The 24,165-nt window shown below is 71.7% G+C and carries 21 protein-coding genes; 13 read left to right on the top strand and 8 right to left on the bottom strand.

The features are described from left to right. Nucleotides 1-25: 25 nt before the first annotated feature. Complete coding sequence (locus tag G4G93_RS00755) at nucleotides 26-268, bottom strand: hypothetical protein (RefSeq protein ID WP_165080313.1); 243 nt, start codon at nucleotides 266-268, stop codon at nucleotides 26-28. A gap of 239 nt (nucleotides 269-507) precedes the next feature. Continuing rightward, nucleotides 508-1,128, bottom strand: a complete 621-nt coding sequence (locus tag G4G93_RS00760) for a ParB-like protein (RefSeq protein ID WP_165081290.1) — start codon at nucleotides 1,126-1,128, stop codon at nucleotides 508-510. 536 nt (nucleotides 1,129-1,664) lie between these two features. Between G4G93_RS00760 and G4G93_RS00765 the strand changes: the two genes are divergently transcribed. The 7 genes from G4G93_RS00765 (at nucleotide 1,665) to hisN (ending at nucleotide 14,329) form a co-directional block, all read left to right on the top strand. Continuing rightward, on the top strand, nucleotides 1,665-3,053 hold the full coding sequence (locus tag G4G93_RS00765; protein ID WP_165080315.1) for an efflux RND transporter periplasmic adaptor subunit: 1,389 nt from the start codon (nucleotides 1,665-1,667) through the stop codon (nucleotides 3,051-3,053). 27 nt (nucleotides 3,054-3,080) lie between these two features. After that, the gene (locus G4G93_RS00770; protein ID WP_165080317.1) at nucleotides 3,081-6,218 is read left to right on the top strand and encodes an efflux RND transporter permease subunit; all 3,138 of its coding nucleotides are present in this window, start codon (nucleotides 3,081-3,083) and stop codon (nucleotides 6,216-6,218) included. After that, complete coding sequence (locus tag G4G93_RS00775) at nucleotides 6,215-7,912, top strand: efflux transporter outer membrane subunit (RefSeq protein WP_246736464.1); 1,698 nt, start codon at nucleotides 6,215-6,217, stop codon at nucleotides 7,910-7,912. The genes G4G93_RS00770 and G4G93_RS00775 overlap by 4 nt, the downstream gene beginning before the upstream one ends. A gap of 84 nt (nucleotides 7,913-7,996) precedes the next feature. Then, the gene (locus tag G4G93_RS00780; RefSeq protein WP_165080319.1) at nucleotides 7,997-9,034 is read left to right on the top strand and encodes a DUF808 domain-containing protein; all 1,038 of its coding nucleotides are present in this window, start codon (nucleotides 7,997-7,999) and stop codon (nucleotides 9,032-9,034) included. Nucleotides 9,035-9,148: 114 nt separating this feature from the next. Further along, a complete protein-coding gene (gene pbpC, locus G4G93_RS00785) occupies nucleotides 9,149-11,236 on the top strand; it encodes a penicillin-binding protein 1C (protein WP_165080321.1) in 2,088 nt (695 codons plus the stop codon). A gap of 136 nt (nucleotides 11,237-11,372) precedes the next feature. Beyond that, the gene (locus G4G93_RS00790) at nucleotides 11,373-13,439 is read left to right on the top strand and encodes an AI-2E family transporter (protein WP_165080323.1); all 2,067 of its coding nucleotides are present in this window, start codon (nucleotides 11,373-11,375) and stop codon (nucleotides 13,437-13,439) included. Between the two features lie 98 nt (nucleotides 13,440-13,537). After that, the gene (gene hisN / locus G4G93_RS00795; RefSeq protein WP_165080325.1) at nucleotides 13,538-14,329 is read left to right on the top strand and encodes a histidinol-phosphatase; all 792 of its coding nucleotides are present in this window, start codon (nucleotides 13,538-13,540) and stop codon (nucleotides 14,327-14,329) included. 368 nt (nucleotides 14,330-14,697) lie between these two features. Here hisN and G4G93_RS00800 read toward each other — a convergent pair whose 3' ends face one another. Further along, complete coding sequence (locus G4G93_RS00800) at nucleotides 14,698-15,735, bottom strand: alpha/beta hydrolase (RefSeq protein ID WP_395410100.1); 1,038 nt, start codon at nucleotides 15,733-15,735, stop codon at nucleotides 14,698-14,700. A 226-nt stretch (nucleotides 15,736-15,961) separates the two neighbouring features. Here G4G93_RS00800 and G4G93_RS00805 point away from each other — a divergent pair, with 226 nt between their 5' ends. Next, entirely contained in the window at nucleotides 15,962-16,426 is a 465-nt protein-coding gene (locus G4G93_RS00805; protein ID WP_099899369.1) for an Hsp20 family protein, read from the top strand. 100 nt (nucleotides 16,427-16,526) lie between these two features. Here the strand turns inward: G4G93_RS00805 and G4G93_RS00810 are convergent, their stop codons facing one another. After that, nucleotides 16,527-16,844 (bottom strand): carboxymuconolactone decarboxylase family protein, encoded by a 318-nt coding sequence (locus G4G93_RS00810; protein WP_165080329.1) that lies wholly within the window; start codon nucleotides 16,842-16,844, stop codon nucleotides 16,527-16,529. Nucleotides 16,845-17,147: 303 nt separating this feature from the next. Next, nucleotides 17,148-17,618: a sigma factor-like helix-turn-helix DNA-binding protein gene (locus tag G4G93_RS00815; protein WP_165080331.1), complete on the bottom strand. Its 471-nt coding sequence runs from the start codon at nucleotides 17,616-17,618 to the stop codon at nucleotides 17,148-17,150. 271 nt (nucleotides 17,619-17,889) lie between these two features. On the opposite strand from G4G93_RS00815, the gene G4G93_RS00820 reads away from it, so the two are divergent. Genes G4G93_RS00820 through hemC form a run of 3 tightly spaced genes read left to right on the top strand, consistent with a single transcriptional unit; the run spans nucleotide 17,890 to nucleotide 19,428 of the window. Further along, complete coding sequence (locus tag G4G93_RS00820; RefSeq protein ID WP_165080333.1) at nucleotides 17,890-18,189, top strand: antibiotic biosynthesis monooxygenase; 300 nt, start codon at nucleotides 17,890-17,892, stop codon at nucleotides 18,187-18,189. Nucleotides 18,190-18,240: 51 nt separating this feature from the next. Next, complete coding sequence (locus tag G4G93_RS00825) at nucleotides 18,241-18,420, top strand: hypothetical protein (protein ID WP_165080335.1); 180 nt, start codon at nucleotides 18,241-18,243, stop codon at nucleotides 18,418-18,420. Between the two features lie 60 nt (nucleotides 18,421-18,480). Next, complete coding sequence (gene hemC, locus G4G93_RS00830) at nucleotides 18,481-19,428, top strand: hydroxymethylbilane synthase (RefSeq protein WP_206289410.1); 948 nt, start codon at nucleotides 18,481-18,483, stop codon at nucleotides 19,426-19,428. Between the two features lie 16 nt (nucleotides 19,429-19,444). On the opposite strand, the gene G4G93_RS00835 is transcribed toward hemC, so the two are convergent. The 3 genes from G4G93_RS00835 to G4G93_RS00845 all read right to left on the bottom strand — a co-directional run bounded on the left by G4G93_RS00835 (nucleotide 19,445) and on the right by G4G93_RS00845 (nucleotide 22,694). Further along, entirely contained in the window at nucleotides 19,445-20,596 is a 1,152-nt protein-coding gene (locus G4G93_RS00835) for a GGDEF domain-containing protein (RefSeq protein WP_165080337.1), read from the bottom strand. A gap of 158 nt (nucleotides 20,597-20,754) precedes the next feature. Next, the gene (gene pncB / locus G4G93_RS00840; RefSeq protein WP_165080339.1) at nucleotides 20,755-22,047 is read right to left on the bottom strand and encodes a nicotinate phosphoribosyltransferase; all 1,293 of its coding nucleotides are present in this window, start codon (nucleotides 22,045-22,047) and stop codon (nucleotides 20,755-20,757) included. 137 nt (nucleotides 22,048-22,184) lie between these two features. Continuing rightward, nucleotides 22,185-22,694: a pyridoxamine 5'-phosphate oxidase family protein gene (locus tag G4G93_RS00845; protein WP_165080341.1), complete on the bottom strand. Its 510-nt coding sequence runs from the start codon at nucleotides 22,692-22,694 to the stop codon at nucleotides 22,185-22,187. A 219-nt stretch (nucleotides 22,695-22,913) separates the two neighbouring features. Here G4G93_RS00845 and G4G93_RS00850 point away from each other — a divergent pair, with 219 nt between their 5' ends. Both G4G93_RS00850 and G4G93_RS00855 read left to right on the top strand, forming a co-directional pair. Beyond that, nucleotides 22,914-23,123 carry a molybdopterin-binding protein gene (locus G4G93_RS00850; protein ID WP_048427261.1) on the top strand — a complete coding sequence of 70 codons (210 nt, stop codon included), beginning with the start codon at nucleotides 22,914-22,916 and terminating at the stop codon, nucleotides 23,121-23,123. A gap of 12 nt (nucleotides 23,124-23,135) precedes the next feature. After that, nucleotides 23,136-24,161, top strand: a complete 1,026-nt coding sequence (locus G4G93_RS00855; protein ID WP_165080343.1) for an ABC transporter substrate-binding protein — start codon at nucleotides 23,136-23,138, stop codon at nucleotides 24,159-24,161. Nucleotides 24,162-24,165: the final 4 nt, after the last annotated feature.

Here is a 24,165-nt window from a genome sequence, read left to right on the forward strand (position 1 = left end):
AGGCCTTGCCGTCGGCCCCGATCGGTCAGCCCTGGAACATGCCGTGCGGCGCCAGCTCGAAATGCCGGGCGTAGGAGTCTTCCAGGGTCTCCCACGGCATCAGCATCACGCCGTGCAGCGGCGCCGCGCCCGCCGTCAGGGCGCCGAAGCGCCGCAGGATCAGGGCGAGCTCGTAGGCGGTGATGTCGGGCTTGGGATCGAACCGGTAGAAATGGGTCTCGTTGTCAACCGGCTCGGCGCCGATGCCCTTCAGGAGCGACTCGAACATCAGGAGGTCCCCCGTCCGGCACGAATCCCGTCGCGCCGCGTCGCGGAAGACTAGGCCGAACGGACGGCCTGCGGCAAATAAACTTGATGGGAGGAATATACCTTATCGGCACAGGGCAGGCGGCGCGGGAGCGGAAACGCCGACAGGCGTCCTCGTTTCCACGTCTCGGCGTCGTCCGGAGGCCGCGCGGCGGAATTCGGACGGCGCGCAGGGAACCGGCGCTATCGGGCCTCGAACCCTTAATCCTCGTGCGGCCCGCACCAGCCCGGCAGGTACACGGCAGCCTTGGAGCGGGCGAGGGCCATGGCCTCCTCCATGGCCTCGGAGAAATCGTCCTTGATGATCTTGCGCTTGATGTTCCGGCGCAGGAAATCGGCCCACAGGAACTCGCTGAACGGCGTCGTGTCCTTGGCGAACCCCCCGGAGCGGCGCAATTCGCCGGCGAGGCTGCGGAAGGGGTCGTCCGCCAGATCCTCGATCCGCTTCGGCAGGTCGCCGACGTCCCGGCGCACGCCGTCCGCGTCGTAGGGATGGACCCAGGCGCGGTGGTCGGCCACGACCCAGAACGCGTCCTTCTCGAGGTGGTGCAGGTCGGCCACCACGGTGGTGAGCACGCTCTCCACTCCCTCCTCCTGGAGGGCGCGGGCGAGGTGGTGGTGGTCGACGACGTAGCGGCGCTTCTTCGGCCCGAGCAGCACCGGAATCATGTGCGAGGCGAGGAACGCCTCGCGGTCCTTGTCGTCCTGGGTCTCGCGCCAGCGCTTGCGCTTCGCCGCCACCTCCCGGTAGCCGACCGTCATCTGGGTCGGGCGCAGCTCGGCGATCGGCGTGCTGTGGAGAATCGGGTCGCGGACGGACATTCGGCTCATCGACGCTCTTGCGCGCGGAAGGCCCGCGCCTGTCCGGGAAAACTCGGCCACACCCTCCCTTCGGTCAAGGCGGCGGACCGATGCCACATGATCTAACAATCCGGCTCGGCCTCGCCCGAACGGCCTAATCCCGTTGCGGCGAGAGAGTGTTCCGGCCCGGGCAAGCGCCGACGACGACACGCTTTTCCCCCGCGGATCGGCCGCCGCCGTCCGGCCCGGCGCCGCGCCGCCGGCACGGGCGGATGCGCAGCCGGGCATCCTTGACTTGCTTTCGGTTTGCTCGCCAAGAGACGGTCACGGGGCGCCCTCCGCGAGGTGCGGCGCCGCGGCCCGGATCCTGCCTCGTCATCCGTCCCCGTCATGGAACTGACGCAGGGACACGGCAGGACACCCGGCGGGTTCGGACTTGAGGCACAGACAGGGGCCGATCGGCCGGCCCGGGACCGAAGCGGATGCCCCGTCGCCGGGGCCGGCCGCGAGCGGGCGTCCCGGGATCCGACCGCACCCCGGCGGATGATCGGCGCGCGATGGACACCAACAATCCCCTGACCCAGGAATCCCGGGCCCGGGAATCCCTGGCCAAGGAGACCCTGGCCCAGGAATCCCTGGCCCAAGAGACCCTGGCCCAGGTGACTCTGGCCAAGGACGCCCCGGCGCGCCGCCGCCGCGGCCTCGGCTGGATCGTCACCGTCCTGCTCCTCGCGGGCGCCGGCCTGGCGATCTGGTTCGTGCCCGCCCTCGCGCCCGTGCGCGAGCGCCTCGCCACGCTGCTCGTGCAGCGCGAGGGCGTCGAGGGCCAGGCACCGGAACCCGGCGAGACCGCCGCGGCGCCGGTCTTCCGGCCGACCAAGCAGCAGCTCGCGAGCTTCGGCATCGAGACCGTGCAGGCCCGGGAGTTCCGGCCCGAGGGCTTCGCGGAAGGGCGGATCGGCGTCAACGAGGACGACAACGTCCCGGTCTACTCGCCCTATGCCGGCCGGGTGACCAAGGTGATGGTCCGGGCCGGCGACCGGGTGACGGCCAACCAGGTGCTGTTCACCCTGGAGGCCGCCGACATGGTCTCCGCCCTCAACGACTATCAGGCGGCACAGAACACGCTCGCCAAGAACTCCGCCCTGCTCAAGCTCAACCAGACCGTGGCGGCCCGGCTCCAGGAACTCTACCAGGCCAAGGCCGTGGCATTGAAGGACTGGCAGCAGGCCCAGAACGACGTGATCGCGGCGCAGAGCGACCAGCGCTCGGCCGAGGCCGCGCTCCAGGCGGTGCGCAACCGCCTCCTGCTCCTCGGCAAGTCGAACGCGGAGATCGAGGCCTTCGCCAAGAGCGGGGTGATCAGCTCGGCGACCGAGATCCGCGCGCCGATCGCCGGCACCATCGTGCAGCGCAAGATCGGCCTGGGCCAGTATCTCGCCGCGGGCAGCGACCCGGCCTTCGTCATCGGCGATCTCTCGACCGTGTGGCTCGTGGCCAACGTGCGCGAGACCGAGGTGCCGCGGATCAAGCTCGGCCAGGAGCTGGAGGCCAGCGTGATCGGCTTCCCCGACCGGGTGTTCAAGGCCCGCATCAACTACATGGCGGCCTCCCTCGATCCCGCGACGCGGCGCCTGCCGGTGCGGGCCGAGATCGACAATGCCGAGGGCCTGCTGCGGCCCGAGATGTTCGCGACCTTCACGATCCTGACCGGCCGCGACGAGAGCGCCCCGGCGATCCCGGCTTCCGCGATCGTCTACGAGGGTGCCCGCGCCCGGATCTGGGTCGAGCAGCCGGACGGCACCATCGTGTCGCGCAAGGTCGCCCTCGGGCTGACCGGCGGCGGCCTCGTCCAGGTCGTGGACGGGCTCAAGGTCGGCGAGCGCGTGGTCACCCGCGGCAGCCTGTTCATCGACCGCGCCGCCTCCGGCGACAAAGCGTCCTGATCGTCGGCGTCCTGAGGATCGCGCCCCATGAACCGCCTGATCGACTTCGCCCTGCGCCAGCGGGTGCTGGTGCTGCTGCTGTTCCTGGCGATGCTCGGGATCAGCTATGCCAGCTTCCAGCAGCTCAACATCGAGGCCTATCCGGACCCGGTGCCGCCGCTCGTCGACGTCATCACCCAGAATCCGGGCCAGTCGGCCGAGGAGATCGAGCGCTACATCACCATCCCGCTCGAGGTGCAGCTCGCCGGCATCCCCAACGCCACGGTGACGCGGACGATCTCGCTGTTCGGCCTGTCGGACGTGAAGATCCAGTTCACCTACGACTTCACCTACCAGGAGGCGCTGCAGCGGGTGCTGAACCGGCTGTCGCAGCTTCCGCCGCTGCCGAACAACGCCCAGCCGCAGATCTCGCCGACGAGCCCGATCGGCGAGATCATGCGCTATCAGGTGGTGGGCCCGCCGGGCTTCTCCTCGACCGACCTGAAGACCCTGCAGGACTGGGTGCTGCAGCGCCGCTTCAAGGCGATTCCCGGCGTCGTCGACGTCTCGGCCTTCGGCGGCAAGACCAAGGAGTTCGAGGTCGCGGTCGACCTGCACAAGCTCCAGGCGCAGGGACTGACCCTGGTCCAGGTCGTCTCGGCACTGAACAATTCCAGCACCAATGTCGGCGGCCAGACGCTCAATGTCGGCGAGCAATCGGCGGTGGTGCGCGGCGTCGGCCTGATCCGCGACATGGACGACATCCGCAACACCATGATCACGCAGGTGGGCGGCGTGCCGGTGCTGGTGAAGGACGTCGCGGAGGTCCAGGTCAGCAACGCGCCGCGCCTCGGTATCGTCGGCCACGAGAATAACGGCGACATCGTCGAGGGCATCGTGCTCCTGAGCCGCGGCGGCAAGAGCCTGCCGACGATCCAGCGGGTCGAGGCCGAGATCGAGAAGATCAACGCGTCGGGCATCCTGCCGCCGGGGGTCCAGGTGGTGCCGCTCTACGACCGCAGCGCGCTCATCCACACCACCACCCACACGGTGATGCACAACCTGATCTTCGGCGTGGTGCTGGTGTTCCTGGTGCAGTGGCTGTTCCTCGGCAGCCTCAAGAGCGCGATCATCGTCGCCGCCACGATCCCATTCGCGCTGGGATTCGCCATCACCATCATGGTGGCGCGGGGCGAATCGGCCAACCTCCTGTCGCTGGGCGCGATCGATTTCGGCCTCATCGTCGATGCGACGGTGATCATGGTGGAGAACATCTTCCGCCACCTCGCCGAGCACAAGGGCCCGCCCCAGCGCGGCAGCGGGCTCAAGATCGGCCTGATCGCGTCCGCCGCGCGCGAGGTGAACCGGGCGATCTTCTTCTCCGCCTCGATCATCATCGTGGGCTTCCTGCCGCTCTTCACCCTGACCGGCGTCGAGGGCCACATCTTCGGGCCGATGGCGAAAACCTATGCCTACGCGCTCGTCGGCGGATTGCTCGCCACCTACACGGTGTCGCCGGCGCTCTCGGCCCTGATCCTGCCGAACCACGTCGAGGAGCGCGACACCATCGTGGTGAAGGTCCTGCGCGCGCTGTTCCGGCCGCTCCAGGGCTTCACCCTGAACAACCGGCTCCTGACGATCCTGATGACGGTGGCGATGCTCGGCTGCACCGGCATCGCGATGCGCACGCTCGGCCTCGAGTTCCTGCCTACGCTGGAGGAGGGCAATCTCTACATCCGCGGCACGATGCCGGCCTCGATCTCGCTCGAGGCGGGCAACCCCTACGTCGAGCGGATGCGCAAGCTGATCGGCTCCTACCCGGAGGTGACCACGGTCGTCTCGCACCAGGGCCGGCCCGACGACGGCACCGATGCCACCGGGTTCTTCAACGTCGAGATCTTCGCTCCCCTGAAGCCCGCCGACCAATGGCGGCCGGGCCTGACCAAGGAGAAGCTGATCGAGGAGATGTCGGCTCGGCTGCGCGAGGAATTGCCCGGCATCGAGTTCAACTTCTCGCAATACATCCAGGACAACGTCCAGGAGGCGGCCTCCGGCGTGAAGGGCGAGAACTCGGTCAAGATCTACGGCACCGACCTCGAGCAGATCACCCGCACCGCCAACGACGTGAAGGCGGCGCTCGCCACGGTGCCGGGGGTGACCGATCTGGCGGTGTTCACCTCGCTCGGCCAGCCGACGGTGCGCATCGACATCGACCGGGCGCGGGCCGCCCGCTACGGCCTGGCGCCCGGCGACATCGCCACCACCATCTCGGCGGCGATCGGCGGGCAGACCGCGGGCGACCTCTACGAGTACGGCAGCGACCGCCACTTCCCGATGCGGGTGCGGCTGGCGCCGGACTACCGCCGCTCGCTGGAGACGATCCGCAACATCACGGTGGGCGTGACGACGGCGAGCGGCGGCGTGATGCAGGTGCCGCTCTCGGAGATCGCCCAGGTCCAGCTCGTCTCGGGCGCCGCCTTCATCTACCGCGAGAACCAGGAGCGCTACATCCCGGTCAAGTTCAGCGTGCGCGGGCGCGATCTCGGCGGCGCGGTGATCGAGGCGCAAAGGCGCGTCGCCGAGCAGGTCGACTTGCCGGCAGGCTACCACCTCGAATGGGTCGGCGAGTTCAGCAACCTGCAGGGCGCCATCGCCCGGCTGAAGCTCGTGGTGCCGGTGACGATCGGGCTGATCGCGCTCCTGCTCTACGTCAACTTCGCCTCGCTCACCGACACCCTGCTCACCCTGAGCGTGATCCCGATGGCGCTGATCGGCGGCATCTTCGCCCTGGTCCTCACCGGCACGCCGTTCTCGGTCTCGGCGGCGATCGGCTTCATCGCGCTGTTCGGCATCTCGACCATGGAGGGCGTGATCCTGCTCTCCTACTGCAACCAGCTGATGGACGAGGGCTGGGCGCGGGCACAGGCCATCCGCCACGCCGCCGACGTGCGCATGCGCCCGGTGATGATGACCTGCGTCGCGGCTTGCGTCGGCCTGCTCCCCGCCGCAATCTCGACCGGCATCGGCTCGCAGGTGCAAAAACCCCTGGCGCTGGTGGTGGTGGGCGGCATCCTGCTCGCCCCGATCCTGATCCTGGTGGTGCTGCCGGTGCTGATCGCGGCCTTCTCGCGCCACCGTCCGCGCCTGCCTGTGGCCGCGGCGCGACAGCCGGAGCCGGCGGAATGAGCGAGATGCAGGTCGGATTCGCCGTGCCCTCCCCTGCTGACGTGAAGCTGCCGCTGCCCATGCGCGCCATCCTGCGCCTCTCGACCGCCATCAGGGTGCCGCCGCGCGCCGCCGCCCCGGCGGCGGTCTCCGGCCCGGCGACGGACGAGACCGCGGGGGAACCCGCCGCGCCGCGCCCCTCCGCCCGCACCGCCGCCCGCATCCTGGCCGCGGCGCTCGCCGCCGGCTCGGCCTCGGCCTGCATGGTCGGGCCCGACTTCCAGGGCGCGACGCCGCCGCCGGTCGCCGCCTACACCAGGGAGGGGCTGCGCCACCCGGCCCTGAACGACGAGGATCGCCGCAACGGCGCGGTGGGTCAGCGCTTCGCGCAGGGGCGCGACGTGCCGGGCGAGTGGTGGACGCTGTTTCGCTCCCGCGCCCTCGACGGCCTCGTGGCGGAGGCGCTCGCCCGCAACCCGACCCTCGACGCCGCCCAGGCGACGCTCCGCGCGGCGCGGGCGACGACGGAGGCGCAGCGCGGCGCCCTGTTTCCGCAGGTCGGCTTCAACTCCCAGGCCTCCTACAACAAGGCCCCGGGCGGCGACCTGCAATCGCCCCTCAACAACAACGACCTGCTCTACAGCCTCGTCACCCCGCAGGTGACGGTGAGCTTCGTCCCCGACGTGTTCGGCGGCACCCGCCGGGCGCTGGAATCGCAGGCGGCGCAGGAGGAGGGGCAGCGCTGGCAGCTCGAGGCGGCCTACCTGACCCTGACCTCCAACGTCGTCGCGGCGGCGATCCAGGAGGCGTCGCTGCGGGCCCAGATCGCCGCGACCGAGAAGGTGATCCAGGCTCAGACCGACCTCCTGAACCTGATCACCAGGCAGTCGAATGCCGGCCAGGTCGCGGGCGCCGACGTGGTGCAGCAGACCGCCCTGCTGGCCCAGTCGCAGCAATTGCTGCCGCCGCTGCAGCGGGCGCTCGCCCAGCAGCGCAACCTGCTGACCGCGCTCGCCGGCCGCTTCCCGAGCGAGGAGGTGAGCCAGACCTTCACCCTCGCCTCGCTGCACCTGCCCCGCTCCCTGCCGGTGAGCCTGCCCTCGCGGCTGATCGAGCAGCGCCCGGACGTCAAGGCGGCGGAGGCCGCGGTCCATGCGGCGAGCGCCCAAGTCGGCGTCGCGGTCGCCAACCGCCTGCCGCAATTCACCCTCTCGGGCGCCATCGGCGCCAGCGCGACCAATTTCGCCGCCCTGCTCAACCCGGCGGCCAGCCTCTGGACGATCGCGGGCGCGGTGGCCCAGCCGCTCTTCGACGGCGGCACCCTGTTCCGGCGCCAGCAGGCGGCGGAGGAGACCCTGGTCGCGGCCCAGGCCCAGTACCGCGCCACCGTCATCACCGCCTACCAGAACGTCGCCGACGCGCTGCGCGCCCTCCAGGCCGACGGCCGCGCGGTGGCCGCCGCCAACGCCGCCGCCAAGGCGAGCCAGCAGAGCGTGGAGCTGGTGCGCAAGCAGTTCAGCCTCGGCGCGGTCAGCAGCGCCTCGCTCCTCATCACCCAGTCGGCCTATCTGCAGGCGGTGGTGACCCAGGCCCAGGCCCAGGCCAACCAGTACGCCGACACCGCCGCGCTCTTCCAGGCGCTCGGCGGCGGCTGGTGGAACCGGCGCGACGTGAAGCCGGCCCGCGACCCGAAGGATCCGGCGCCGTTCCTGTAGGGACGGCCCCTGGTCGGATCGCGGCGCGGATCCAAACCGTTTCTGCCCCGTTTCCAGCAAAGCTGTGACGGGCGGGGGGTTTTGGTGAGCGTCGGTTTGTTGGCTCTTCTGGACGACGTCGCCTTCATGGTGCGGAGCGCCGCGGCCTCCCTCGACGACGTCGCCGCGCAGGCGGCGCGGGCCGGCACGAAGGCCGCCGGCGTCGTCATCGACGACGCGGCGGTGACGCCGCGCTACGTCGTGGGCTTCGCGGCCGAGCGCGAATTGCCGATCGTCGGCAAGATCGCCCTGGGCTCGCTGCGCAACAAGCTCCTGTTCCTGCTCCCCGGCGCCCTCGCCCTGAGCGCCTTCGCCCCCTGGGCGATCACCCCGCTCCTGATGCTGGGCGGCGCCTATCTCTGCTACGAGGGCGCCGAGAAGGTCTACGAGGCCGTCTTTCCGCACCGCGCGCACGGCGACGAGGAGGGTCCCCAAGCCGGAGCGGGGCACGACCCGGCGCTGGAGGAGCGCCGGGTGGCCGGCGCCATCAAGACCGACTTCATCCTGTCGGCCGAGATCATGGCCATCACGCTCGCCGCCCTGCCGGAGGGCAGCGTGTGGATGAAGGCGGCCGTGCTGGCGATCGTCGGCATCGGCATCACCGTGGCGGTCTACGGCGCCGTCGCCCTGATCGTGAAGGCCGACGATGCCGGGCTCGCGCTCGCCGGCAGCCGCGCGGGACCGCCCTTCGGCGGCCTCGTCCGCGGGATCGGCCGCGGCGTGGTCAAGGGCATGCCGGCCCTGCTCAAGATCCTCTCCATCGTCGGCACGGCGGCGATGGTCTGGGTCGGCGGCGGCATCCTGCTGCACGGGCTGGAAGAGTACGGCGTGTCGGGCCCGGCCCATGCGGCGCATGACGCAGCGGTGAGAATGGGAGCGCTCGTCCCCTCGATCCGGGGCGTCGTGGAGTGGCTGGTGACGGCGGTGGCGTCGGGCCTCGTCGGCCTCCTCGTCGGCGGGGTGCTGATCCCGGTGGCGAACGTCGCATCGGGCCTGCTGCGCCGGGGCGGGAAGGCCCCCGCCGGCAAGGCTCCCACCGGCAAGGCTCCCACCGGAAAGCATCCCGCGCGGACCGGTGCGTAAGCGCAGGAGCGCCACGGACGCACCGATCCGGGCGGCCCCGGAGATCCTCCCCATCGCCTCCGCCCGCGAAACGCGGCAGGATCGGCCGGAGCCGACCGCAGGACGAGGCCCGGGATGGGAGCGCGCACGACACCGACGACCCGGCGGCGCCGCGCCGCTCCGACCGCCGCGGTCGTGTCGCTCATCGTCCTCGCCGCGGCGCTCGCCCTCGCCGCCCGATCCTGGTCCAGCCTCCCTGCCATCGACCTCGCCGCGGCGAACGCACGCTCCACGGTCGTCCTCGACCGCACCGGCACCCTCCTGCGCCCCTTCGCGACCGGCGACGGCCGCTGGCGGCTGCCGCTCGAACCGGACGCCGTCGATCCGCGCTTCCTCGCCCTGCTGACGGCCTACGAGGACCGGCGCTTCCGCGCCCATCCGGGCGTCGACCCGATGGCGCTGCTGCGCGCCGCCGGGCAGTGGCTCGCCGCCGGGCGGATCGTGTCGGGGGCCTCGACCCTGTCGATGCAGGTGGCGCGCCTCGTCGAGCCGCGGGGCGCGCGCTCGCTCCCCGCCAAGCTGCGCCAGATCGTCCGGGCGATCGAGCTGGAACGGCGCCTCGGCAAGGACGGGGTGCTGCGGCTCTACCTGGCGCTCGCGCCCTATGGCGGACCGGTCGAAGGCCTGCGGGCGGCGAGCCTCGCCTATGTCGGGCGCGAGCCGGCGCGGCTGACGCTCGCCGAGGCGGCGCTCCTGGTGGCGTTGCCGCAGGCGCCGGAGGCGCGCCGGCCCGACCGCTTCCCCGATGCGGCCCGCCGGGCCCGCGACCGGGTCCTCGACCTCGCGGCCGCCCGCGGCGTGGTGCCGGCGGCGGAGGCCGCGGCCGCCAAGGCCGAGCCGGTACCGCACGGGCGAAAGTCCTTCCCGATGCTCGCGCCCCACGCCGCCGAGGCGGCGGTGGCGCAGGAGCCGGGCCGGGCCATGCACCGGCTCACCCTTGATGCGCGGCTCCAAGCCCGGCTCGAACCGCTGGTGGCCGAGCGGGCGGCGGCGTTCGGCCCCGGCTTGTCGGCGGCGCTTCTCGTCGTCGACAACGCCACCGGCGAGGTGAGGGCCCAGGTCGGCAGCGCCGGCTACCTCGATTCCACGCGCTCGGGCGCCATCGACATGACGGGGGCCGTGCGCTCGCCGGGGTCGGCGCTGAAGCCCTTCATCTACGCCATGGCGTTCGACGCGGGGCTCGCCCATCCCGAGACGCTGATCGAGGACCGCCCGTCCCGGTTCGGCGCGAGCTACGCGCCGGAGAATTTCGACCTCACGTTCCAGGGCACGGTGACGGCGCGGCGGGCGCTCCAGCTCTCCCTGAACGTGCCGGCGGTGGAGCTGATGGAGGCTTTGGGCCCGGCCCGCTTCATCGCCCGCCTGCGCGCCGCCGGCGCCGGCATCGTCCTGCCCAAGGACGCCGCGCCCGGCCTGCCGGTGGCGCTCGGGGGCCTGGGGCTCACGCTTGCCGACCTCGCCCGGCTCTATGCCGGGCTCGCCCGCGGCGGCGAGGTGCCGGTGCTGAAACGCCGCCTCGACGGCCCGGCGGTGCCCGAGGCCGTGCTGCCGCGCATCGCCGAGCCGGTGGCGTCCTGGTACGTCGCCGACGTCCTGCGCGGCACGCCGCCGCCGGAGAGCGCCCTGCCGAACCGGATCGCCTACAAGACCGGCACGTCCTACGGCTACCGCGACGCCTGGGCGGTGGGGTTCGACCGGCGATACACCGTGGCGGTCTGGCTCGGGCGGCCGGACGGGGCCGGGGTGCCGGGCCTCGTCGGGCGCGTCGCCGCGGCGCCCCTGCTGTTCGACGCCGTCGCGCGCCTCGGCGGAGAGCCCGAGCCGGTGGCCCGCCCCCGCGACGCCCTCGTGGCGGCGACCTCCGCCCTGCCGCCGCCCTTGCGCGCCTTGCGCCGCGAATCCGGTCCGATCGATCGCCTGCGCATCGCCTATCCGCCGGACGGGGCTCGGATCGACCTCGGGGCGCATGAGGGAATGCCCGCCGGCCTCGCCCTCAAGGCGCTCGGCGGCACCCTGCCGCTGACCTGGCTGGTCGGAGGCCTGCCGGTGACCGAATCGGACCGGCGCCAGGCCGAGTGGCAGCCCGACGGCGCCGGCTTCGTGCGCATCTCGGTTCTGGACGCGGCGGGGGCCAGCGACAGCGTGATGGTGCGGATCGAATAGGGCCGTACACGTTTTCGCGAGGATGGCCCTGCGTCATCGGGGGATCGTTTCGCCCTCCCTGCCGTTCCTCCCTCGTGGAAGCGTGGCGCGATCGGGCCCCGCGCATGAGGCGAGTCTACGTCGGATGGCAGGTCGCATGGCAGGTCGGATAGCGGACGGGCAGGACGATGGCGGGCGGGCCCTGCCGATGAAGCCGGCCCGGGTCCAGGCCGCCGAGACACCCGGCGACGGGCTCGCGGCGCCGCTGGTGATCGCGGCGGTGATCGTCGCGGCCCTGTATTTCGCCCGCGAGATCCTGATCCCGATCGCCATCGCGGTGCTGCTCAGCTTCGTCATCGGGCCGCTGGTGGCGCTCCTGCGCAAGCTCCGGCTCGGGCGCATCCCGTCGGTCGGCGTCGCGGTGCTGCTGCTGCTCGCCGTGGTGGCGGGACTGGGCGGCCTCATCGGCATGCAGGTCGCCGACCTCTCGACCGGCCTGCCGCGCTACCAGCGCACCATCGCCGAGAAGGCCGAGAACCTGAAGGCAGGGCCGCTCGGCGACCTCGCCGGGTACATGCGCAGCATCAACCACCAGATCCAGCAGGCCGGCGCGCCCGAGCAGAAGCCGCAAGAGCAGAAGCCCCAAGAGCAGAAGCCCGCCTCCGGCAAGCCCGCCCCGCCGCCCTCGGTGCAGAACCCCGACAAGCCGGTCCTGGTCGAGGTGCGCGACCGCGAGCCCGGCCCGGTCGAGCTGGCCGAGAAGGTGCTGGCGCCGGTGATCTCGCCGCTCGCCACGCTCGGCATCGTCTTCGTGGTGCTGATCTTCATCCTGGTGCAGCGCGAGGACCTGCGCGACCGGATGATCCGCCTCGTCGGCTCCAGCGACCTGCACCGCACCACCGTGGCGATGGACGACGCGGCGTTGCGCCTGAGCCGGTTCTTCCTGGTCCAGCTCGGGCTCAATGCCAGCTTCGGCCTCGCCATCGGCGTCGGGCTGTGGCTGATCGGCGTGCCGAACCCGATCCTGTGGGGCATCTTCTCGGCGCTGATGCGCTTCGTGCCCTATATCGGCGCCTTCCTGTCGGCGCTGCTGCCGCTGGCGCTGGCGGCGGCCGTCGATCCGGGGTGGAACATGGTGCTGGCGACCGCCGCCCTGTTCCTGGTGCTGGAGCCCCTGGTCGGCCAGTTCATCGAGCCGCTGGTCTACGGCCACTCGACCGGCTTGTCGCCCTTCGCGGTTCTGGTCTCGGCCCTGTTCTGGACCTGGCTGTGGGGGCCGGTCGGGCTGCTGCTCTCGACGCCGCTCACCGTCTGCCTCGTCGTCCTCGGCCGCCACGTCGACAAGCTCGAATTCCTCGACGTCCTGTTCGGCGACCGGCCGGCCCTGACCCCGGTCGAGAACTTCTACCAGCGCATGCTGGCCGACGATCCGGACGAGGCGCAGGAGCTGGCCGAAGCCATCCTCGCCCAGTGCTCGCTCTCCTCCTACTACGACGAGGTGGCGCTGAAGGGCCTCCAGCTCGCCGCGACGGATGCCCGCCGCGGGGTGCTGACCGAGAGCCAGCTCGAGCGGATCCGCGTCGGCATCGCCCAGCTGATCGAGGACCTGTCCGACCGCGACGACGCCGCGCCGGAGACGAAGCCGACGCTCGCCGGCCGGCTCCTGTCGGGCCGCCAGGACGAGGACGCGCCCTGCGAGGCCGCCCCCGCCGTCCCCGACGCCCCCGCCCCGGAGGACCTCCCGGAGGCCTGGCGGCACGAGGGCGCGGTGCTCTGCGTCGCCGGCCGCGGTCCCCTCGACGAGGCCGCCTCGATGATGCTGGCCCAGCTCCTCGGCAAGCACGGCTTCGGCACCCGGGTGGTGCCGTTCGAGGACGTCACCCGCTCGGGCATCGCCGCCCTGGACGCCGCGGGCGCGCGGATGATCTGCGTCTCCTACCTCGAGATCAGCGGCACGCCGGCCCATCTGCGCTACCTCGTCCAGCGGCTGCGGCGGCGGGTCCCGGAGGCGCAGGTGCTGGTCGGCTTGTGGCCGGCGGACGATGCGGTGCTGACCGATCCCGACGCCCGCGCCACCCTCGGCGCCGACCATTACGCGGTCTCCCTGCGGGAGGGCGTCGAGGCCTGCCTGGAGGCGGTGCGGGACGTGCCGGCGGACCGGCCGGCCCCGGAACCGCCCGCCGCATCCCGGCCGGCCCGGGAGCCGGAGCACGCCGAGGCCTGACCCGGGAAGCCCCGGGGCTTGACGCCGGGGCCGCGCCGTCCTTTCGATCCGGCAAGAGCGGGCCGCGGGCCCGCCGAGCGGCTTCAAGCGGGGACAGCATGAGCGTGGTGGATTTCGCGCGGTTCGTGGACGAGCTCGCCACCCAGTCGGGCCAGGCCATCCTGCCCTTCTTCCGCGCCGCCTTCGCCACCGAGGACAAGGCCGCAGGGACCGCCGCGTTCGACCCGGTCACCGAGGCCGACCGGGCCGGCGAGGCGGTGATGCGCCAGCTCATCAAGCGCAGCTTTCCCGACCACGGCATCCTGGGCGAGGAATTCGGCTCCGAGCACGAGGATGCCGAATACGTCTGGGTGCTCGACCCGATCGACGGCACCCGCGGCTTCATCGCCGGCCTGCCGATCTGGGGCACGCTCATCGGGCTCACCCGCGGCGGCGTGCCCTGCTACGGCCTGATGAACCAGCCCTTCACCGGCGAGCGCTTCTTCGGCGACGGCGAGGCCGCCCATTACCAAGGCCCGCACGGCACCCGCCGCCTGCGCACCCGCCGGAAGGGCGATCTCGCGGAGGCCGTCCTGCACACCACCGATCCGCGGCTGTTCGGCGAGGGCACGTCGGACCGGCAGGCCTACGAGCGGGTGGAGAAGGCCGCCCGCCTGACCCGCTACGGCGCCGATTGCTACGCCTACGCGATGCTCGCCGCCGGCCATATCGACCTCGTGGTCGAGGCCGAGCTGAAGCCCTACGACATCGTGGCGATGATCCCGGTGATCGAGGGCGCCGGCGGCGTCGTGACGACCTGGGAAGGGACCTCCGCCGCCAAGGGCGGGCGGATCGTGGCGGCCGGCGACAAGCGGCTGCACGAGGCGGCCCTGGCGCTGCTGAACGCCTGATCGCGGCCGCCCGGCGCCGCTTCGCCGGGTCGGCCGCGGCTCACGCGCGACGCCGTCCCGATCGAGCCGATGCATCCTGGGGCCGCGCAGCGGAACCCGGGAGGCACCACCGCTGCCGTTTGAGAAGACATACGAACGCAGCCCACCGCATCCGGGATCGTCGGCGGTGATGGCTTGCGGGTTCTCAGCCGTCGCGAGCCTCAGGATGACGCGGAGCGTTGTCGGCCTGTGCGCCGGATCGACCGACCTGTCCGATCGAACAGGCTCACACGCCATCCGGCCGATTGCCTCGCACGCGGATTTCCGCTTCGCTCAAGCGTCGTGCAGGCGTTGAGCCCGTGTCCGGAAGCCATCGTCGGGAATAGGCGTCAGACGACGGCCGCCCGCTCCGTCCCCGCTACCGCGGCAGACGATCCCGCCACCGGGATGGACGACCCCGGCACGAACGCGTCGAACGCCGCCCAGAACTGCTCGCGGACGGCCTCGCGCTCCATCAGGATCTCGTGGCGGGCGCCGCGCAGGGTGATCGTGTGGCCGGCGGCGAGCCGGGCCGCGAAGCGTTCCACCGCCGGGGTGCTGCAGACCGGATCGTCCCCGGCGGCCACCACCAGCACCGGCACGCGGATGCCGAGCGGGTAGCGCGGATCCTCGAAGCCGCGCATCGCCCGGAAGGCGGCGGCGAGCCAGCCAATCGTCGGGTCGCCGATGGCGCCCGCGCCCACCGCCAGCGCCGCGGCAGCGTTGCGGGCGTAGCGGACCGGATCGGCGGTGAGGCGGTTGTTCGGAAACGGCTTGGTGGCGATCGAGACCGCCGAGCCGCCCGGCACGTAGCGGCGACCGAGGCCCAGGGCCCGCAAGACCGCCGCGAGGCGCATCGCCGCCTTCGGCCGGCGAATCATGCAGATCGCCACCATCGGGGCGAGCACGACGAGGCGGCTGAACGGCAGCCAGCCCTCCCGGGCAGCGGTGAGGCAGATCGCGCCGCCCATCGAGTGGGCGAGGCCGAAGAACGGCCGCGGCAGACGCCCCTCCATCACCTGCGCCTCCACCGCCGCGAGGTCGAGGCGGTACTCCGCGAAATCGTCGACATGGCCCTTGTGCGGATCCTCGACGGTGCGGTCGGAGCCGCCCTGGCCGCGCCAGTCGAAGGCGACGACGTGAAAGCCGCGGCCGCGCAGCTCGGTCACGGTCTCGAAGTACTTCTCGATGAACTCCGCCCGGCCCTGCACCAGGCAGACCGTCCCCTGGACCGCCCGCGCCGTCGGCGCCCAGGTGGCGACGCGCAGCGACAGGCCGTCGGCGGTGCGCACCGTCTGGAGGACGGCCCCCGGCGGGATCGAGTTGTCGGGCGTGGCGAGCAGCGGAACGGTCACGGCAGGCTCCCCGAAGTCAGGCATCCGCCGCATCCTCGCACGGCACTCCTAACAAGTGGGGCGGGATCCGCGCGCGTCGCGCCCTCCCGGCGGCTCCCTCGAAAAAAATTCGCGCGACCCCGGTTGCGGCGGTCTTGATCAGTCGAGAGCCCACGCCAATATGCAGGAGGCGCCGGCCGATACGGCGGCGCGCAAGACCGGGACCGGCCCGAGCGGCGGTCCTTCAAGATTACATATTGCTTCGGACGGAGAATATGTCATGCGTCAGTTCGATCTCGCTCCCCTGTACCGTTCGACCGTCGGCTTCGACCGCCTGTTTTCCGCTCTCGACCAGTTCGTGACCTCGGATGCGGCGCCGACCTACCCGCCCTACAACATCGAGCGCACGGCCGAGAACGCCTACCGCATCACCCTCGCGGTGGCGGGCTTCACGGATCAGGATCTGTCGATCGAGACCCGCGAGAACGCGCTCACCGTGAAGGGCGAGCGCAAGGCCGAGGCCAAGCAGGCCGAGTTCCTGCACCAGGGCATCGCGGCCCGCGGCTTCGAGCGGCGCTTCCAGCTCGCCGACCACGTCCAGGTGACCGGTGCGGTGCTGGAGAACGGCCTGCTCCACGTCGACCTCGTCCGCGAGATCCCGGAGGCCAAGAAGCCCCGCCAGATCCAGATCGCCTCGGGCTCCCGTCCGCAGTCGATCGAGGGCAGCGTCCAGAAGGCCGCGTAAGGGGCGACCTGGACGGGCGTCGACTTGGATATCCCAGTCGATTTGCACATCCCATGAATGGGGAAGCGCCCCGGCCTCGCGGCCGGGGCGCTTTTCGTCCTCAAGGCAGCAGGTGGGTGCCGTGGGTGAGCGCGGCGCCGGCCCGCAGGGCCACCGCCACGAACACGGTCTCGGCCAGTTCCTGCTCGGTGGCGCCCGCCTTCTTCGCCGCCTCGCGGTGCACCTCGAGGCAGTACGGGCATTGCGTGGTCAGGGCGACCGCGAGCGCCATCAGTTCCTTGTACTTGCGCGGGATCGCACCGTCGGCGAGCGCCGCCTTGTCGAGGGCCTCGAACGCCCCCATCGCCTCGGGGGCGAGAGTCTTCAGGGCGGGCAGCTTCTTCAGGTTGGCAGCGTCGTAGAGCGCGTGATCGGACATGGCGTGGTCCTCCCGGTGGGTCCGGCCTGTGGCCGGCCGCCCGTCGATCGGGGCGGCTTCGGCCTCCCACGGTTAGACCATCTCGGGCGGTCGCCCAATCGGATTGAGAGCATGGCTCCGATGACGGCGGGAGGTGCCGTACGGGACCAGGGCCTGCGGCCGTCGCGACGGGTTCCGACCGAAGCCCCGTTTCCCGGACGCGCCCGGTCAACGCGGCACCCGCGCCGAGACCTCCCCCACCCCGTCCCGAGTCTCGCGGCGCGGCCCCAGGCCGACCGGGAGGGTGTCGTATCCGCCGGCGGGCTACAGGTCCCCGAAGGCGAGCTGGGCCGTGGCCGGGCGCTTCTGCGGCTTGCCGGCCTTGTCCTTCGCCGCGCCGCCCTTCGCCCCGCTCCTGGGCGCGCCCTTGGCCGCCGCCTTGCGCGGCCGCTTCGGCTCGGCGCCCTGGATGCGCGCCTTGCCCTTGTCGCGGGCCACCGCCTCCGGGGCGGTCTGGTCGCCCGAGAGCCACTTGCCACGCTTGATGACCTCGTTCACCCGGCCCTGGTTGACGCCGAGCTTGAACGCGATCTCCTGCTGGGTCATCTCCGTCGAGCCGTGCAGCTCGAGGATCTGGCGGGCCAGTTCCGGGGTCATCTTCTTGCCGACGATTCGGCGGCCGGGCTTGACCACCCGGTTGGCGCGGTCGCGCTCGCGCAGCCGCTCGAGGATCGCGAGGGCCATCAGCATGCCGTTCTCGCGCAGGGCTTCCTCGAATTCCTTCAGCGTCGCCATGAGGACCGAACTCCGCTGTCACGCTCCGGCAAGGAAACGGCGCCGGCCGGGGCAGGTTGCCCCCATGCACAGGTCATCCACGGTTTGTGCGCGTCCTGTTCCGGGTTGGCAACCGCCCGCCGGACTCGATCCACTGCTGTCCGCCGCACCGCCCTCCCGGGCGAACCCGCCGATTGGACAGGACCGGCGGCTTCGCGCATGAGTCCGCCCGGATGAAGCGGCCCGGATGCGTCTGCCCGAAGACGAGCCTGGCCGGGCACGGGAGGGTCGCATGGTTCTGGAGATCGCGCAGATCGAGGTGAAGGCCGGGCACGAGGCGGCGTTCGAGGCCGGGGTCGCCCAGGCCGCGGAGCTGTTTCGCCGCGCCAAGGGGTGCCGCAGCATGGAACTCCAGCGCTCGGTCGAGATCCCGACCCGCTACCGGCTGATGGTGCGGTGGGAGACCCTGGAGAACCACACCGTCGACTTCCGCGAATCGGCGGATTTCCAGGCCTGGCGCGGCCTGGTCTCGGAGCATTTCGCCGCCCCGCCGCAGGTCGAGCACACGGTTCTGGCGGTGCAGGGCTTCTGAACCGGGCAAGCCTCCGGCCGTTCCCCCCGGGAATGACGGCCGGAGACAGCCATGGACGACGCCCGCAATCCGGACCCGACGCCCGGCGAGGAGCTGGCCGATGACAGCCTCGGGGCGAGCCGCCGCCCCGCGGGCGCTGGCGAGGCGAAGCCCGCCGCCGGCACGCCGCAGGGCGGCCGGCCCGCCGACGAGCAGGTGGCGCGAGAGGCTCCGCCTCAACAGGAGCCGTGACATGGAGCGTCCGGTTCGCTACTCGCGAGTCTGACGTTCCTCGATCCCACGGCACCCGTCATGGCGCGACCTCTGGCCCGACGTCCCCTGCGCATCGGCACCCGCGGCAGCCCGATGGCGCTCGCCCAGACCGGGATGGTGCGCGACCGCATCGCGGCGGCCCATCCCGACCTCGCCGAGCCCGGCGCGATGGAACTGGTCGTCGTCACCACGGTGGCCGACAAGGTGCTCGACCGGCCGCTCTCCGAGATCGGCGGCAAGGGCCTGTTCACCAAGGAGCTGGAGCAGGCGCTCCTCGCCGATCAGGTCGACATCGCCGTCCACTCGATGAAGGACGTCGAGACCTGGCTGCCGGACGGCCTCGTCATCGCCTGCATCCTGGAGCGCGACGACCCGCGCGATGCCTTCCTGTCGCCGCGGGCGACGAGCCTCGCCACCCTGGCGCCGGGCAGCCGGGTCGGCACCTCGTCCCTGCGCCGCGGCGCCCAGGTGCTGATGCGTCGGCCCGACCTGCGGATCGTGCCGTTGCGCGGCAACGCCAACACCCGGATGAAGCGCCTCGAGGAGGGCGCCTGCGACGCCACCCTGCTCGCCATCGCGGGGCTGGAGCGCCTCGGCCTCGCCGACCGCGCCCAGGAGATCCTGCCGGTGAGCGAGATGCTGCCGGCGGTGGCGCAAGGGGCGCTGGGCATCGAGTGCCGGGCCGGCGATGCCGAGGTGATCGAACGCCTCCAGGCCGTCGCCTGCCCGACGACCACGATCGCGGTCGGCGCCGAGCGGGCGCTGCTCGCGGAGCTCGACGGCTCCTGCCGCACCCCGATCGCGGCCCTGGCCCAGATCGACGGCGACGGCCTCACCCTCGACGGCATCCTGTTCCTGCCCGACGGCAGCGCCCACTGGGCCACTCACCGCACCGGCCGGGCCGCCGACGCCCTGGCGATCGGCCGCGACGCGGGGGCCGAGCTGAAGGCGAAGGCGGGCGAGACCTACCGGGCGAAGCTGCAATAGCCGGAGGTCGACCGCCTCACGAGGCGAGCGCCCTCGAACCCGACGGCATCGCAGCCGCGGCGCGGGAAGGAACGGGCGCGCCGGCATCCGCGGCGACCCCGCCGCCGCGCCGCTTCACCGCGTAGGAGGCCTCGTCCGCCCTCCGGATCAGGTCGTCGAGATCCACCGAGCACGACGGCGCCCAGGCATAGCCGAGGCTCAGGCCGACGGTGACGGCCTCCCCCGCCAGGTCGTAGGGCGCCCCGAGGGCGCGGACGATGCGCCGCGCGAGATCCTCCGCCTCACGGACGTGCCGCACCGACGGCTGGAGCACCACGAACTCGTCCCCGCCGACCCGCGCCGCCACCGCCGGCGCGGCGACCAGCAGGCGCAGCCGCGCGCCGAGTTCCTGCAGCAGGGCATCGCCGGCCGCGTGGCCGTAGCGGTCGTTGACGAGCTTGAACCCGTCGAGATCGAAGCAGTGGACCGCGACGGCGTCGTCCGCCGCCCCGGGCAGGCCCCGGAACGCCCGACGCAGGCCGAGGCGGTTGGCGAGCCCGGTCAAGGCGTCGCTGCGGGCGAGCGCAGCCATATCGAGGCGCAACGTGATCTGCCGGACCGCATTGCGGTAGGAGAGCAGGACGCCGTTGAGGGCCCCGACGAGGAAGAGCGCGAAGGTCGCCGCCAGGATGTACTGCGGCCTGCCCCCGAACCAGGCGGCCGACCCGATCGCCGGCAGGGCGGCGAGCAGCAGGGCGCCGGCCGCCAAGCGGGGCCGGATCGACAGATGGGTGACGACGCCCGAGCAGTAGCCGAACAGCAGGCCGGTCGCCAGCATCTGCATCTCCATGTCGGGCTGCGCGAAGATCCGGCCGTCGAGCGCGCCGACCGAGGCCGCCATCATCACGGTCGTCAGGATGTGGCCGCGCTCCCAGCGGCGGGCCTCGTCCCGCGCGACCGGTCCCCGGGCGAGCCGACGCAGATGCCGGACGACGAGGCCGAGCTTGGCCGCGGAGGCCAGCCCGCCGGTCAGCGCCGCCGCGAGCAGCACCGCGTCGCCGAGGGCGTGAGCCACGAACAGGCCCACACCCAGCAGGGTGACGCCCATGATGCCGTTGGGGACGGCAACGCGGGCGAGTTCGGCAACGAGTGCGACGTGGACGTCGTCCGCTTCATTCCGTGAGGGCATCCGCCATGATTCCGATCCCGGCTCTCGACAAGACTGAAACACGAAATTGATGACGAATCTCACAATCCTGCTGCACGTGTTCCGGATCGTCCCCGCCCGGCCGTTCGTCCTTCCGTCCAGCGATCCCGGACACTACGACATCTGACGATACAGATACTCTACACCAGCACCGGTAAAGCCTGCTGCGTCCCGACGCCGAAGACCCGCTTGTAGCGCTCCACCTCTTCCTCGGGCCCGAGCGCCTTGGTCGGGTTGTCGGAGAGCTTCACGGTCGGGTGGCCGTTGGCGGAGATCACCTTGCAGACGATCGAGATCGGGTCGAGGCGACCGTCCGGCGCCAGGCCGCGGAAATCGTTGGTGAGCAGCGTGCCCCAGCCGTAGCCGATGCGCAGGCGGCCGTGGAAGTGGCGGTGGATCCGCTCGATCACCTCGACGTCGAGCCCGTCGGAGAAGATCGCCAGCTTCTCGCGCGGATTGCGGCCGTGCTTGGTCCACCACCGGATGGCCTCTTCGCCGCCCTCGATCGGGTCCTTCGAATCGATACGGATGCCGGTCCAGTCGGCCATCCAGGCCGGGCCGCGCTCGAGGAAGCCGGTGGTGCCGTAGGTGTCGGGCAGGATCACCAGCAGGTTACCGGCATAGTCCCGCTGCCAGTCGGCGAGCACGAGGTAGGGCGCGCGGGCGAGGTCCTCCTCGTTCTCGGCCAGAGCCGAGTAGACCATCGGCAGTTCGTGCGCGTTGGTGCCCACCGCCTCGATGTCGTGGCGCAGCGCGATCAGGCAGTTCGAGGTGCCGAGGAAGCCCGGCCCCAACCCCTCGATCATCGCCTCGACGCACCAGTCCTGCCACAGGAAGCCGTGGCGGCGGCGGGTGCCGAAATCGGCGATGGAGAGGCCCGGCAGGGTCTTCAGCCGCTCGATCTTCTCCCAGATCCGGGTCATCGCCCGGGCATAGAGCACCTGGAGCTCGAACTTGCCCATGCCCTTGAGCACCCCGCGCGAGCGCAGCTCGTTGAGGATGGCCAGCGCCGGCACCTCCCACATCGTGGTCTCGATCCAGGGACCGTGGAAGGTGAGCACGTATTGCCCGTCCTGCTTCTCCAGCAGGTAGTCGGGGAAGCGGAAATTCTCGAGCCAGTCCATGAAATCCGGCGAGAACATCTGGCGCCGGCCGTAGAAGGTGTTGCCGCGCAGCCAGGTCGATTCGCCCCGCGTCAGCCGCAGCGACCGGCAATGGTCGAGCTGCTCGCGCAGCTCGCCGGGATCGATCAGGTCGGCGAGCCTGACCCGGCTGGTGCGGTTCTGGATCCCGAAGGTGACCGAGACGTTCCGGTGACGCCGGAAGATCGTCTGGGCCATCAGGAGCTTGTAGAAATCCGTGTCGAGCACGGAGCGGATGATCGGGTCGATCTTCCAGGTGTGGTTGTAGACCCTGGTCGCGAGATCGAGCATCGCCCGTGCCTGCCTGATTCAGGACCGCCTCCTGCGGGCGGCCGGACCGTCGCCCCTCGGGCGGGGCGACGGAGGGTGGGAAGCCGGCACGGTTCGGGCCGCCAAGTCAAGCGCAGGCCCGGTCTTGTCCGCAATTCTCAGCGGGCGCCGAGGTCGACCGCCTTCTTCTCGGTCTTCGGCGACTCGCCGGTCACCGCCGCCTTCACGTAGCCGTAGAGGTGCAGCATCGTGGCGTTCGGGCTGTCCCAGTACTCGCCCTTCTCGGGGTGGACGCGGATCAGCGCGATCGACGGGTCGTCCTTGCCACCCGGGAACCAGGTCTTCAGGCTCTCGCTCCACTTGGCGTCGATCTGCGCCTTGTCGCGCACGATCTCGGCCTTGCCCGACACCGAGACGTAGTTCTGGTTCGACGGGTCGGAATAGGAGAGGTTGACCTGGTTGTCGCGGCCGATCTCGTTGGTGACCGGAGCGTCGTTCTTCACGAAGAACCAGAGGTCGCCGGCCTCGTCCGCATCCTGGTTCCACATCGGGCGGCTGCGCAGCTGCCCGTCGGAATCGGCCGTGGTCATCATCGCGACCTTCACGTCCTTGATCATCGCGAAGAGCTTCTTTGCGCCCTCGTGGTCGCGGTGGCTGCCCTGGTGCATCGTCGTCGGTCTCCCTCGAATCATGCCGCGAGCGGGCGAGCCCGCTCGAAGATGCACGTCAACGGACGATGCCGGCTTTGGTTTCGGCACCCCGCCGTCGAAACTCGGCCGTGATTTCGGGGGCGACCGCCTCGCCGGGCGGGGGAATGCCGCCTATCTCTGCGGGACGACCGCCGCCGGGCGGCGGCCGACGAGTCCGACGTCAAGACGGGTCCCGAGATGAAGATCAGCGCGCGCAACCAGCTCGACGGCAAGGTCGTCGAGGTCAAGAAGGGCGCCACCACCGCCCATGTCCGGGTCGAGCTCGCCGGCGGGCAGGTCGTCACCGCGGCGATCACCAACGAATCCGCCGACGAGCTGGGCCTGGCCCCCGGCAAGACCGTGAAGGCGGTGATCAAGTCCAGCGACGTGATGATCGCCACGGATTGATCGTCCAAGATCATGCGGCCCGACCGGCGCTCCCTGCTCCTCGGCGCGGCCTCCCTCGCGGCGGCCGGCCCGCCCGCCCGGGCCGCCGACCCCGTGCGGGACGATGCCGGCCGGGTCCTCGGCACCTTGAAGCCGCCCGTCGCCCGGGTGTTTCCCGCCGGCCCCCCGGCGGCGATCCTGCTCTACACCCTGGCACCCGACCTGCTGCTCGGCTGGCCGCGGGCGATCCGGCCGGCGGAGAAGCCCTACCTGCTGCCCCGGGCCGCCGATCTGCCGGAGGTCGGACGCCTCACCGGGCGCGGCAACACCGCCAACCTCGAAGCGGTGCTGGCTCTCAAGCCCGACCTGATCCTCGATGTCGGCTCCACCGCCGAGACCTACCGGTCCCTGGCCGACCGGGTGCAGGACCAGACCGGCATCCCCTACGCGCTCCTCGACGGGCGCCTCGCCTCCGCGCCCGCCACCTACCGCAGCCTCGGCCGCCTGATCGGGCGCGACGCCGAGCCCCTGGCAACCGTGAGCCAGGGCATCCTGGCGACGATGCGCGAGCGCGTCGCGACGGTGCCCGAGCAGAAGCGGCCCCGGGTCTATCTCGCCCGCGGGCCCCGCGGCCTGGAGACGGCGCGGGCGGGCTCGATCAACGTCGAGGCGCTGACGCTGATGGGCGCCGTCGACGTCGCGGGCCCGGGAGGCAGCCTGGCGCAGGTCTCGCCCGAGGACGTGATGGCCTGGGCGCCCGAGGTGATCGTCGCCCTCGATCCCGCCTTCGCGGCGGCGGCGCGGCAGGACCCGCTGTGGCAGGCGACGCCGGCCCTGCGGGCGAACCGCCTGCACGTGACCCCCTCGCTCCCCTTCGGCTGGGTCGACTTCCCGCCCTCGGTCAACCGCCTCGTCGGCCTGTGGTGGCTGGGCAAGATCCTGTATCCGGCGCTCTTCCCCGAGGACCTCCGGGCCGTCGCCCGCGACCTCTACGGCCGGCTCTACCACGTGACGCCGGACGACCCGGCCCTCGACCGCGTGCTGGCGGGAGCCCTGTGAGCGG

It is taken from the genome of Methylobacterium sp. DB0501, assembly GCF_011043735.1.
Lineage (GTDB): Bacteria > Pseudomonadota > Alphaproteobacteria > Rhizobiales > Beijerinckiaceae > Methylobacterium > Methylobacterium alsaeris.